Source organism: Candidatus Zixiibacteriota bacterium (assembly GCA_040756055.1).
Classification (GTDB): Bacteria; Zixibacteria; MSB-5A5; order GN15; family FEB-12.
The window spans coordinates 405,004-417,271 of the sequence record JBFLZR010000003.1 but is presented as its reverse complement, the minus strand read 5'-3'; the positions used below and the strand labels follow the sequence as shown (position 1 = coordinate 417,271).

The window sequence follows — 12,268 nt, the reverse complement described above, 5'->3', positions numbered from 1 at the left end:
GAAAACTCAAAAAAGTCGCTCTGGCGGCCTGCATGAGGAAAATGCTGAACATAATCAGAGCTATGCTCATAAAAAGAGAAAGGTTCAATCCACAATATCAACCATTGACATAAAAGACGGTATCTACTTCAACTGGGAGAGTACAGTATCCGCGAGTGCCGTTTCTCCATCCTCACGAATTTCGTAAGTTCTTAATCGCCCTTATACGACTAATCCTCTCCTCTTTATGCTATTATCTGCTTTTTAGCCTGTTTATCAAGAGGGCATTATTAGACCCATATTGGGTATCACTTGTACCCCATAGACTAATCACCAATAACAAGCAAAATCCGGCGTTCTTATATCAGAGCACGCTTGCCTGACAGGCCATCGGTACCACATAATTAACTTTGTTCCAATGACTTAAGGTAAGTAACCAGGTTGACTTTCTGATTGGTAATCTGAAGTTTCTTTCGAATTGTCTTGCGCTGTTTGAGTACGGTCTCCACGGAATTGTTCAGGGTGGCTGCTATCTGCTTGCTGGTAAAACCATTCTTGATCATGTGGCATATTTCCAGTTCTCTGGGGGTCAGGTTGGTGAAATTCTTCTCAAGTCGGCTAATAAATGGTGAGGTAATCTCGGACAGAGAACTTTTTAGTAGAGTAATGAAATACTCTCCATCCGGAGAAACCTTTCGCTCCAGCGTCTTGAGAATCGGGATAGCCACCCTGTTTATATTCAGATGAATCTGTGTAGCCACACGCTTTTTTTCCTGCTCGATCTGTCCGAGTATTTCCTTCAGGGCCGTATTTTTCTGACGAAGTGATTCGCGTTCCAGGCGCAGCTCCTCGTTGACAGTTTGCAGCGCCTCTTCGGCCCTGATCAGACGCGAAATATCGCGACAGGTATACAGAACCGTACCGTCACCTATGGAGGTCTTCTTTATGTTAACCAGCAGGGTCAGCTCGTGGCCGCGTGTATCCGAAACTGTTAGTCGGATATTGTCAAACTTTCCCCGCCTGGTCAATTCCCTGATATCGGGGATGTCTTTTCCAAGTATCTGCCGGATATTGTCCACGCGGCGTAAGTCGTCGGGGGTGTACCCGAAAATGTCTGCGGCCGTCGGACTCACGTAGGTAATCCTGCCGGTGTCATCAGTAATAAACAGGGCGTCAGAAATGTGCTCGAGAATGACCCGGTGCAATTTTTCGGAATCGCGCAACGCCGTTTCAGCGGACTTTCTTTCCGCGATTTCAACCCTCAACTTTTCATTTACTTCGGCCAGAGCGGCGGTGCGCTCCTCCACCCTCCGCTCAAGTTCAGACTGCGCCCGGACAAGTTCCCCCTCAACTCTCTTGTGCTCGGTAGTATCTCTGGCCATAAGGATGACGGCACACACTCTTCCGTCGCGTATTATCGGTCCGAGCCTCGTCGAACACCACACCTGACCACCATCGTCCTTCAGCGACGATATCTCAAATCGATCCGCTTCCCCGGTGTCGAAAACCCTCCGCACCTTCTGCTTTACCAGCTGAAGATGTTCGGCCGGGATAAAGTCATCAAGGGATAGGTCGTTTATGCTGACATGGCCGTTTGAACATGGAAGATCCCTGTTGGCAAACAGTACCTTGCCACTGCGATCGACGGAAAGGATTGTATCCGGAGCGTTTTCGACCACCGAACGCCACTTCGCCTCTGATTCCCGCAGAGCGTCCTCCACGCAACGTCGTTGCGTAATATCCAGAAGAAATTCAATAATGTGTGCTACCTCCCCCTCTTCATCGAATACCGGATACCCGTGTACTTCAACACAGCGCGGTATGCCGCTTTCATCCGGATGAATATGCTCCACCACAACCGGCGCCTTAGTTTTTTTTATCAGATCGACGGGACAGGGCTCGCCCATCGAGGCGCAAGGCTTTTCAACCGAGTGCATGGTGGAGTAACACTTACCTTTACCGTCGAAGCCCGCCGCCGAGTTGGCCAGTTTGATAGAAAAGTCGCTGGCGTCGATCAGACAAAACGGGTGCGGTAGAGACTCGAGCGCCAGAAAGAACAGCTTGTGCTGAGATTTAAGCGTATCCAGAGACATATCAGAATCCTGCGACGTCGTAGCGCTGGATAAAGAGCGCGCGAAACTGATATGCTTGGCTTTACCGGCAGATAGCTCGAGCCCGTTGGAATTCATTGTCTCATCAGAGGACATGGTTTTACTGTCGCCCTTTTTGCTAGCCCCATTCCCGAGCTTACCCAAAACAACTGCGGCCGCCTGTCGTATAGCGAACGCAGAAGACCTCATAGGTATACAATACCTTAAATGGTCCTTTTCTATAAGTAAAGTATAATCAAGGAAATGTCAAGAAGTTTCGCCGGAACGAATCGCCTAAACCTCGACCGTCAGCCAGCGCCCTCTGCGATAGTAGGCATAGAAAATAATGGAAGATACTATCCCGGCAGCCGATATGGTCCACCAGATGGCGTTCTGGTCGAAACTCATGAACTGTGTGAGCATTATGATTGGTAAAACCTCTAACAACCACGAATGGACGATGCTGACAACCATGGCAGGCGTATTCAATCCAACGCCGACATGAATCTCGGACACCATGATAAAGACCCCGATAAAGGGAAAACTTATGGCGAAGATTCTGAGCATGATTACTCCATATCGCACCGTATCATCCGACTCGAAAAAGAGTCTCATCACCGACTCCGCAAAAACGAAATTCAGTATGCCGAAGACCAGCATTATGGCTGTGCCCAGAAGTATCGACTGATCCGCCGTTTTCTTGGCTCGCTCGAATTTCTTTCCGCCCAGGTTGTGCCCGATCAAAGAAGACAACCCCAACCCGATACCGACCAGGATCATGATACCGAAGTGTGTCACCTGATTACCGACGCCATAGGCCGCAACCACTTTGGTGCCGAATGCCGCTATCAGCGGAGTTATTACCAACCGTGCCCCCGAGAACGACATATCACCAAACCAGGCCGGAACGCCTATCTTGACCATCTTCCACATCGATTGCGCCGACATAGCCACCTTCCCCCGTAAGTGGAGCCTCACATTTGTGAAGTCACCATAGAAAAACAGTAGCCCGACGGCCAGGGTGAGGGTAAAGCTTGCTACCGATGCTATGGCGGCGCCACGAATCCCTAGGGCCGGCAATCCGAAATAGCCGAACATAATAATCGGGTCGAGAATCAGGTTCATCAGGTTAGAGGCAATCATCAGGTACATGGCCATTTGCGGATTGGCCACCCCTCGCATGGCGGTGTAAATCGAATAGGTAGCAAACATAATGGGCATACCGATAAACATCACCTGTCCATACGCTATACCCTCGGTGAGGGCAAGCCCTTCCGCCCCCATCAACAAGAGCATCCTGTCGACAAAGAAATAGCCGACTATGCCGAACAGAATCCCGAAGAAAAGCTTGAGAAATAGAGTCTCTTTAATTGCCTTCTCGGCGTTATCATAGTCCTTTTCTCCATAACGTCGCGAAATGATGGCTACCGAGCCCGGGCCGACGAGCTGGTTGAACGAAAAGAAAAGCCACAATATGGTGGCAAAGAATGTCACAGCCGCCACGCCGGATTCTTTCTCCGGAAGTCGCGATACCCAGAAAGTGTCAACGAGGGAATAAATGTTCTGGCTGAGGAAACCGAACATCGACGGCAGTCCCATTTTTACAATGGAACTTGTAATTGAACCTTCGGTGTAGTCCTTGCGTTCTTTTTCAACAGGTTCAAACATCTGACTCATATCCGTTAGTTTCTTACTCTACCACCAGACTTGAATACTATCATCAATCGTGAAAATGCGTTCTTCCCGATCGGAGTCATCGGCAACCAGCCAATACAGTCCTCCCTGCGGTACATTTTCGAAGCCGAGAGGTTCATCACCCGCAGTAGCTGTACCCAGTGACTGCCAGCCGTCTTGCCACACAAAAAATTCATATTCTTTACCGTCCGCCAGCGATGATTTCGCGACTCCATCGGTCGAGATTTCCTGTTTACGCTGAGTCGTGCCGGTTAGTTTCACCATTGAATTTAACCCGGACGCCTCGAGTGTTATGACCTTGCCGGTGTTCTTTTCGAGCACGAACGGCGGGCCAAACGGTTCAATCTCTTCATTCAAATACAGTGCGGGAAGATAAACTATATCGGAGCCCACGTCCGTAAACACCGCGGTGCCGTCGAAAATCCTCCCCCAGTGAATGGCCTGCCACTCGCCCGAGTTGAAAACACAAAGATAGGCCATATCGACCGAATCGGGCAGTTCTTCCGTAAAGGACAGGCTGACATCAAAGACTTCGGTATAATCCGGGGTTACATCGATATAATTCTTGCCGGCTAACCAACGCGGGACTTCCTCCTGTTTTCGCGTCTGAAATATGAGGTTGTCCGGCTGCAACGCATACATCTTGCGATATACCTTGGCCAGTTTGTTGGCAAGCTTATACTCGCCGGGATTGGCCTCTGCCCCCATAAAAGGCACAACTCTGCCGTCGGCAAGAAGAATCGCGTTCCAGGCGTGATTATTGCCGGAGTTGGCCCAGTACGGAGTGTAGTCGCTGGTGACCGCCAGGCCATTGGCCCGGAAAGCATATATGGTTACATTGGTCATGTCCTCACACCGACCGAGCTCGCTGCCCAGCATTTCGGACAGTCCCTGATCGGTGGGATGATAGTAATAGCGAGGATCAAAACCGAACCACGAACGGACATCATCATTTATTATTCTGGCGGCCTCAACGATGTCAGTTGGATCCGACATACTATCGACGATACCCTCGTACCGACTCCAGAAGTACTCCCGCCACGGCTCCAGCGGCTCGTTACTCCCGCGGTATGGTAAGACATAGTCGCAAAATTGCTCAAACGTCAGATTCTGCGCCCACGGTTTCTCTGTCCATGCCCGAAAAGCATAGTCTATCTGATTCATAAGAAAATCGGCGGTGATAGTCTGAAGGTCATCGAACTTGTCTTTTCTCTTGTAGTCAAGTACGCCGCGAGCATCCTCAATAGCCCCCACTGCCCGCTCGAGCGAATCATAATCAGGGTAGTCCAGCACGTTGAAGTCAACCTCTTCCCCAGCGGTATCGACGAGCTTGTACGTGACATAACAGTGCCCCTCCATGTTCTCTATCAGGTACTGAACCGCCATGTATTTCAGTCGGTCTATCTCGCTGCTGTCCGACCGTTGTTGATAGTGAGTAAACGCTTTTTCCAGCTCGGGCCGATTGTTGCCCGAAGCCTCAAGGGCTTTCATCACCGACGGTGGGAATTCGCCGGTTCCGGTAAGAGCCGGGGCCGCTGAAAGCGTAAGTACAAGCAAGCACAGAAATATTAAAGCCAGAATTTTATGAAACATGGCCGGCACTCCTTCGAGAAAGGTTGCGTCTAAAACATAAAAGGCAAGCTATGCAAATGCGGCAATTTCGACAAGGCTTTTGTTCGACGGCGTATTGGAAGTGTGGTCAGAAGACACAAAAAAGTGGTGGGGGGAGGATTCGAACCTCCGAAGGCTTCGCCGACAGATTTACAGTCTGTTCCCTTTGGCCGCTCGGGAACCCCACCAGCTTTCGAGATATTTGTGAACCTGCCTCGGCAGGTCTGGCAATAATATACAATCAGTATCGAAAAATCAACGGATATTTTTATGCCAATTCGAGATAACAGCCCTTATTATCCGGCCTGAACAGCCACTATACGAGTTAAATATGCCTTATAATCGGATTCCGGCATTGACTCGAGCTGCTGTCTCATCTGGTCAAGGCTGATATATCCGCACTCGAGCGCGATTTCTTCAGGACAGCCTATCTTTCGGCCGGTCTGCTTTTCACGGTCCGCGACAGCGTGACCCGCCCTCATCATACTCTGCGCCGTGCCGGCATCGAACCACGGCACCTCATCGCCAAGATTAGCGAGTATAATATTCCCGCGCCTGACATACTCCATATTGACATCAGTAATCTCAAGCTCTCCCCTCGCCGACGGTTTGAGACCCTCAGCAATCGCCACAACGTCGGAGTCGTAAACGTATAATCCGGTGACCGCAATATTTGATTTGGGGCTTGTCGGTTTTTCTTCAATCGACAGAACTCGCCCGTCCTCGCTGACCTCAGCCACGCCATACTCATCCGGATTGTAAACCGTCACGCCAAAAACCAAAGCTCCGGATTCGAATTTATCAACCGCTCTGATGATTATACCTGTATCACAGTAAATATTGTCGCCGAGTATCAAAGCAACTGTGTCGTCGTCGATAAAATCGCTGGCTATTATGAACGCGTTGGCTATCCCCTTCGGGTGGTCTTCGACCGCGTACCTGATGTTAATACCGAGCCTCTCCCCGTTGCCGAACAGCGCATTAAACTTGTCAGCGTCACCGGCATTGACAATAATCATTATATCCGTTACTCCAATATCCATCAACACCGAAAGCGGATAATAGATCATCGGCTTGTCATAGACTGCCAGAAGCTGCTTTGAAACCGCCAGACTTGCCGGATACAGCCGGCTGCCCAACCCACCGGCCAAAACAATACCTTTTTTGACAACTGATGACAAATTGCCTACCCCTTCACATAGCCGCTGACCCGAAGATAGTCCGCCAGCGCTTCCCGCCACTGTCTCATCTTATGAAACCCCGCCAGCTTCGCGTTATTCATCGAACAAAACTGCGGCCTTGGGGCATGAGTGTGAAACTGGTCATATGATACCGGCGCAAGGTCGTTATCCAGACCGGTTAGCTCGAAAATTGTTCTGGCAAACTCATACCAGCTGCACTCACCACTGTTGCAGGCGTGGTAAATACCGTAATCAGTCACCCCCTGTTTTATAACCGAGCCGATGGCGGCAGCGGCATCCACGGTATATGTCGGCGACATTATTTGATTGTCGATCACCTTTAGCGGTCGTTTCTCGCGCGCGGCGTGAATCATCTTTTCTACGAAATTTACGTTCGGATCTGTCGTTTTCTTGTAGCCAAAAAGAGATGAGACACGGAAAACGAAATACTTACCGGCGTAAGCGGCCGTCAGAATCTCCCCGGCCAGCTTCGACGCCCCGTAGACGTTGATCGGCGACGGCCGGTCTGTTTCGACATACGCCTCAGGCTTGCGCCCATCGAAGACATAATCGGTGCTGATGTGCATCAAGGTGATATTGTGGTTGGAACAAAAATGCGCCAATTTCATCACAAGCTGACCATTTATTTTGAAGCTCCGGTCGAAATTATCCTCGCACAGATCCACTTTGTGGTAGGCGATACAGTTTATCAGGTAGCGGTGCTCTCGGTATTCGGCGAGAGCCACAGCCGCATCATCGTGGTCAGCATCGAACTCGCGGCGCGTCAGCGGTGTGACGCCCAGCCCATTTCGCCCCAAGACCTGTTGAATGGCCAGACCAAGTTGACCATTCGCCCCCACTAACAACACATCTTTCATCGAACGACCTATTCGATATCGAGAATACCACTGTACTTCTCGACCTCACGGATTATCTTGTGCCAGTGTACGAGACTCTTGTACCAATCGAGTGTTATCGTATCGGGTGTTCTATCTATCAACTTCTTCTCAAGAGCGTCGATAATCTCCCCCACTCCCTGTTCAACGGTGGCGCGCGGCGTCCAGCCAAGACGTTCCTGTATTTTCTTGAAGCTCAGCCGGTAGCTGCGCTTGTCCGGATCACCATACCACTCGATCTCAACCTCGCGCCCGGTTATCTGCCTGGAAGCTTCCGCAACGCGGCGGGCAAGATCCTCGATTCTAAAATTGCCGTCGTCCCCACCCACATTGAATATCTCACCATTAGTAAAACCGGTGTCGCATGTGAGAAGCAAAAGCATCACGTCGGTCGTATCCTGAATATGCACCATCGGGCGATACTGGCTGCCATCGCGCATAAGCGGCAACTTCCCGGTCGCCCAGCACCCATAGGTCATCCCATTGATTGCCAGGTCGAACCGCATCCTCGGACTGTACCCGAACACGGTCGCCTGTCTCATAACCGTTACCACAAAGTCACTACCGGCGAGAGCAAGAACCTCCTGCTCGGTCTTTTCGTTTGCGTGGGCATAAACAGTGAGTGGATTCGTCGGCGAAGTTTCGTCGACAATCTCATCCTGATAACCATAAATGCTGGCGCTCGATGGAAGTATATATCGCCTTGCGCCGGACTCGCGGGCCAGTCTCGCGCTGGATACCCTGCTCAAATAGTTGATACCCCAGGTGTGCTCATGGAACAGTTCGGCGCTGGGGTCATTGGACAAGGCCACAAGATCAATAACATGATGAACGTTTTCGAAGTGCTTTCCATTGAGCTTGCGCGAGTCTTCTTTGATAATCTCGAGGTTTTTATGCTGCTGGAGTTTGTCATCGCCGAAGAAGTATCTATCCACAGCCTTAACCCGGTAACCGGCGCCAAGAAGCTTCCCGACCAGAATCGACCCGATATATCCGCCTGCGCCTGTGACCAAAACCGTGTCCATCACATTGCCTCGTACTCGAAATTAATTTCCGCGTCCGCAAACAAAGGGGCCTTCGAATCCCTCTCGGACAGTACTGGTTCAGTTACGGGCCAGTCAATGGCAAGCTGAGGGTCGTTCCACCTGAAGGCACGCTCAAAGGCCGGTGCGTAGTATTCATCCACTTTGTAGCAAACCTCGGTCTGCGGCTGCAGGGTACAGTATCCATTGGCGAACCCTCTGGGAATAAACAACTGGCGCTTGTCGTCCGCAGAGAGATTGACATTCAACCACTGGCCGAAAGTCGGGCTGCCCCGCCGTATATCCACGATAACATTCAAAATCTCGCCTCGCACAACCCGGACCAGCTTGCTCTGGGCCTTGGGATGAAGCTGATAATGCATCCCCCTGACCGTCCCTTTTTCCAGGCTAAGTGAATGATTGTCCTGCACAAAGTCGGCTGCGATTCCAAGGCTGTGGAACTTTTCCCTGACATAACATTCCATAAAGTAGCCGCGATTGTCTTTAAAGACTTGAGGCTCTATAATGAAGACGCCGTCGAATTTGGTATGTATACAATTCACCCGATCTGATCACCTGCCGTATCGGTTATGCAGGGAATATTCGAATTTTAGGCTGAATTGACAACTGATTTCCCCAGCGGAGGGCACAAAAGGGCAAAAAAAAGTGGCGCCCCGCAGAATTGAACTGCGGACACACGGATTTTCAGTCCGTTGCTCTACCAACTGAGCTAGGGCGCCAGAATCATCTAAATTGACTGAGATGCCAATTTACGAGGTTATCGACCTTTGTCAACCCAAATTTATCGCTACCGGCCCAAATACTGTTTTGTCGCGGGAGCAAAAAGCGAGTACAACACGACGCCCGATATTATCAAAAGGATGATGTTCTCGTAATGTCTTATCCCTGCAGCCGCAGTGATGACAACCAGACAATTTACAACAATCAAGCCATACCATCCCCACGCTTTTTGTTCCTTATAGGCGAAAGCGACAGCGATCAGTATCAGTCCCAGCACCAAAAAAAGAATGGGCGTTACCATGTCAGCATAGTTGCGGTCAAGAAACCCAAGAATAATTTTGACCCCGCCATACAAGAGGAAAATGGCCGCAAATATGAAGCCATACCAGACCGCAATCCGGTGAGTGATTGGTCCTGTCATTTTTTTTTCAGACATTTTGGTTTCCCAGAGTTAATCTTTTTCTATTCCAAGCAAACCGGCTCCGATAAAGCCGGCATCGTTGCCAAGAGCGGCCTTAACGACGACCAGCTTCTCGACAGCCGATGAAAAGGCTCGTTTTCTAATCTCATCGGCCGCGGCCGATACGAACCCCGCCCCGCCATCGGTAATACCGCCACCGATCACTACGACTTCCGGATTAATAAGATTCACGATACCGGCCAGAGCCACCCCGAGATACCTGGCTGTCTCGTCAACTACCTGATTGGCGATATCGTCCCCCTTGCGTGCAGCCGCAAACAGTTTCTTTATATTCAGGTTGTCCAGAGAGCCTTCAAGTATTTCATCACAAATTGGCGTTAACCCATTATTCAACTTGCGTATAGCCCTATCTATTATTGCCTGCGACGAACAGAAAGCCTCGACACATCCGTTGTTGCCGCAAGCACACTTCGGGCCGTTCAAATCGATAGTCATGTGACCAAGCTCGCCAGCCGATGAACTCGCGCCACGCACGAGTTTATTGTCAATTATCAGCCCGCCTCCCACTCCTGTACCAACGGCAGCGCAGACCACTGACGACGCGCCAATGGCAGCCCCGAATCGAGATTCGGCCAGCGCCATACAGTTAACATCATTGTCCACGAAAACCGGCAGGTTAAGGCGCTCTTGCATAATTGGGCCGATTTCCATCCCCTGCCAGCCCACGATATTCGGACTCGGTCCAATAACCTTGCCTTTCTTGTGGTCGATAGCGCCTGCCGAACCCACGCCAATCCAATCAACGTGGTAGTTTTCGTCAGCCGCGTAATACAGCAGTTTCTCGCCAATATTGGTCACCAGATGCATAAGAGGCATCGGACCCTTCTCCGCCATCGTGGGGCGCTGCTCTTTGAAGATCACTTTCCCCTCTTCATCGAACAGGCCGTACTTGATGTTGGTCCCGCCGATATCGATTCCGGCATATACGTGCTTATCTGACATATCTATTATTCGTTATACATCCCCGCGGCTGATTCTACTCACATGCGCACCCCGGCTTTGATCACATTCCCAGATGTCTCTTGAGGTAAGGCACCAGCTCGCCGCAGGCTATGGTTTCCTGTATCAGTTCGGCCTTGAGCCATTCCTCTCTGTTCGTCGTCTCCAGTGCCTTCTCCCGTCCAGCCTCAAGATTCTTCACCGTCACCATCCCGGCCTCGAATTCATCAGAACCCACTATCACGGCGAACGGAATCCCCACCTTATCCCCGTACCTAATCTGCTTGGTGAGATTTCTGGTGTCACCGGAGAAAATTTCGGATGGAATACCCTCGTTTCTGAGCAAACGCAGGATGTCCAGATAATCGCTGATGCGCTCGTTGTCCATCACCGTAACAAGAACTTTGGAAGTGGCGTCTTTCAATTCTATGGCCTTTAGCTCAATAAGCGCTGCCAGGAGACGGTCAATGCCAATTGAAGAGCCGACCGCCGGAACTGACTTGCCGGAGAAGCGATCTACCAGATTGTCATACCTGCCCCCCGAAAACATCGAGCCAAACTCCGGTAGATCCAGAAGGCTCGTTTCAAAAACGGGACCGGTATAATACCCCAACCCCCGGACGATGGTCAGGTCAAGTTCCGCCTTAACGGCGTCCACACCCATATGCTCGAGAAAAGCCTGAATCTGCCTTAACTCTTCGATCCCCTCGCGGGCGCTGGGAATTTTGCCCAACAGTTTCTCGGCCTCACTCAGCCCGGCGGTACCTTTCGTCTGAGCGATATCGAGAAAACCTTCAAGCTGCCTGATATTGTCGCTACTTAACCCCAACCCCGGTATTCTGTCACCTGACTGGTCCACTCTTCCCGGCCCGAGTTCCAAAACAACGGCCTCCCTGCCCTGCTTGTCGAGCTTGTCGATAACCCTCATGACATCCTGCCCCCTGACAGGGTCTATGCCGACAGACTCGATCAGACCGTTGAGGACTTTTCGATTGGAGTATCGAACCTTGAAATTCTTTATACCCAGATGTTCAAAGGTAGTCACCATGGCGGCGATTATTTCGGCATCGGCCAGGAGATTCCTGGTCCCGACTATATCAATGTCGAACTGCATGAATTCCCTGAACCTGCCCGGTCCCGGCTTATCCACCCGCCAGACATTGCCGTACTGGTATCTTCTGAATGGCAGGGGAAGCTCCGGATTGGCAGCTACATAGCGCGCCAGCGAGAGCGTGAACTCGTAGCGAAGCGCCATTTCTACATCATCCGGCCCGGTAAAGCCGAACAATTCGTTTAATGAATCCTGCGAATAGTGTGGTCCCAGCAGAGCCTCGGCAAACTCAAGCGAGGCCGTCTGAAGCGGCAAAAAACCCATCAGTTCGAAGACCTCGCGTACCTTGCCAATCATCTCTTCGCGAGCTATCTGCTCCTTTGGCGGGTAGTCCCTGAAGCCCTTGAGAAGCTGCGGCTTTACTCTTTGTTTCTTTTCTTTTCCCATTATCTCGACCGGTCTTACTTTCAGTCGTTAGCGGATGTCCTTAAAGTGTTTAATTTAGAGCATTTTCTATTCAAAAGAAAAGTTTTTTGTCGGCTCCAAGCCTTAAATTTTCGTAAACGCCTTATCGGCAGTCAA

11 protein-coding genes and 2 tRNA genes are annotated in these 12,268 nt (G+C 50.7%); 1 reads left to right on the top strand and 12 read right to left on the bottom strand.

The window, feature by feature from the left end:
- Positions 1-113: IS110 family transposase (locus tag AB1483_08245; GenBank protein ID MEW6412446.1), on the top strand; the 113-nt coding region annotated here is incomplete at its 5' end.
- A gap of 270 nt (positions 114-383) precedes the next feature.
- Here the strand turns inward: AB1483_08245 and AB1483_08240 are convergent.
- From AB1483_08240 to hisS, 12 genes are all read right to left on the bottom strand, one after another.
- Positions 384-2,168 (bottom strand): PAS domain S-box protein, encoded by a 1,785-nt coding sequence (locus AB1483_08240; GenBank protein ID MEW6412445.1) that lies wholly within the window; start codon positions 2,166-2,168, stop codon positions 384-386.
- Positions 2,169-2,363: 195 nt separating this feature from the next.
- Positions 2,364-3,737: an MATE family efflux transporter gene (locus AB1483_08235; protein MEW6412444.1), complete on the bottom strand. Its 1,374-nt coding sequence runs from the start codon at positions 3,735-3,737 to the stop codon at positions 2,364-2,366.
- Positions 3,738-3,764: 27 nt separating this feature from the next.
- Entirely contained in the window at positions 3,765-5,357 is a 1,593-nt protein-coding gene (locus AB1483_08230; GenBank protein MEW6412443.1) for a transglutaminase-like domain-containing protein, read from the bottom strand.
- 124 nt (positions 5,358-5,481) lie between these two features.
- Positions 5,482-5,563: transfer RNA gene (locus AB1483_08225), tRNA-Tyr, on the bottom strand.
- 108 nt (positions 5,564-5,671) lie between these two features.
- The gene (locus AB1483_08220) at positions 5,672-6,556 is read right to left on the bottom strand and encodes a sugar phosphate nucleotidyltransferase (protein MEW6412442.1); all 885 of its coding nucleotides are present in this window, start codon (positions 6,554-6,556) and stop codon (positions 5,672-5,674) included.
- 5 nt (positions 6,557-6,561) lie between these two features.
- Complete coding sequence (rfbD, locus tag AB1483_08215) at positions 6,562-7,434, bottom strand: dTDP-4-dehydrorhamnose reductase (GenBank protein MEW6412441.1); 873 nt, start codon at positions 7,432-7,434, stop codon at positions 6,562-6,564.
- 8 nt (positions 7,435-7,442) lie between these two features.
- Positions 7,443-8,477, bottom strand: a complete 1,035-nt coding sequence (locus tag AB1483_08210; protein ID MEW6412440.1) for an SDR family oxidoreductase — start codon at positions 8,475-8,477, stop codon at positions 7,443-7,445.
- Positions 8,477-9,037: a dTDP-4-dehydrorhamnose 3,5-epimerase gene (gene rfbC, locus AB1483_08205; protein ID MEW6412439.1), complete on the bottom strand. Its 561-nt coding sequence runs from the start codon at positions 9,035-9,037 to the stop codon at positions 8,477-8,479. Before rfbC ends, AB1483_08210 begins: the two co-directional genes overlap by 1 nt.
- A 104-nt stretch (positions 9,038-9,141) precedes the next feature.
- Positions 9,142-9,214: transfer RNA gene (locus tag AB1483_08200), tRNA-Phe, on the bottom strand.
- A gap of 68 nt (positions 9,215-9,282) precedes the next feature.
- Positions 9,283-9,651: a hypothetical protein gene (locus tag AB1483_08195; protein ID MEW6412438.1), complete on the bottom strand. Its 369-nt coding sequence runs from the start codon at positions 9,649-9,651 to the stop codon at positions 9,283-9,285.
- A gap of 15 nt (positions 9,652-9,666) precedes the next feature.
- Positions 9,667-10,638: an ROK family protein gene (locus AB1483_08190; GenBank protein ID MEW6412437.1), complete on the bottom strand. Its 972-nt coding sequence runs from the start codon at positions 10,636-10,638 to the stop codon at positions 9,667-9,669.
- 61 nt (positions 10,639-10,699) lie between these two features.
- Positions 10,700-12,133 carry a histidine--tRNA ligase gene (gene hisS, locus AB1483_08185; protein ID MEW6412436.1) on the bottom strand — a complete coding sequence of 478 codons (1,434 nt, stop codon included), beginning with the start codon at positions 12,131-12,133 and terminating at the stop codon, positions 10,700-10,702.
- Positions 12,134-12,268: the final 135 nt, after the last annotated feature.

What these genes read in the sequence shown, in the direction of transcription:
- AB1483_08240 (MEW6412445.1), bottom strand. Translation starts at nt 2,168, where the DNA reads ATGAATTCCAACGGGCTCGAGCTATCTGCCGGTAAAGCCAAGCATATC.
- AB1483_08235 (MEW6412444.1), bottom strand. Translation starts at nt 3,737, where the DNA reads ATGTTTGAACCTGTTGAAAAAGAACGCAAGGACTACACCGAAGGTTCA.
- AB1483_08230 (MEW6412443.1), bottom strand. Translation starts at nt 5,357, where the DNA reads ATGTTTCATAAAATTCTGGCTTTAATATTTCTGTGCTTGCTTGTACTT.
- rfbD (MEW6412441.1), bottom strand. Translation starts at nt 7,434, where the DNA reads ATGAAAGATGTGTTGTTAGTGGGGGCGAATGGTCAACTTGGTCTGGCC.
- AB1483_08210 (MEW6412440.1), bottom strand. Translation starts at nt 8,477, where the DNA reads ATGGACACGGTTTTGGTCACAGGCGCAGGCGGATATATCGGGTCGATT.
- AB1483_08195 (MEW6412438.1), bottom strand. Translation starts at nt 9,651, where the DNA reads ATGTCTGAAAAAAAAATGACAGGACCAATCACTCACCGGATTGCGGTC.
- AB1483_08190 (MEW6412437.1), bottom strand. Translation starts at nt 10,638, where the DNA reads ATGTCAGATAAGCACGTATATGCCGGAATCGATATCGGCGGGACCAAC.
- hisS (MEW6412436.1), bottom strand. Translation starts at nt 12,133, where the DNA reads ATGGGAAAAGAAAAGAAACAAAGAGTAAAGCCGCAGCTTCTCAAGGGC.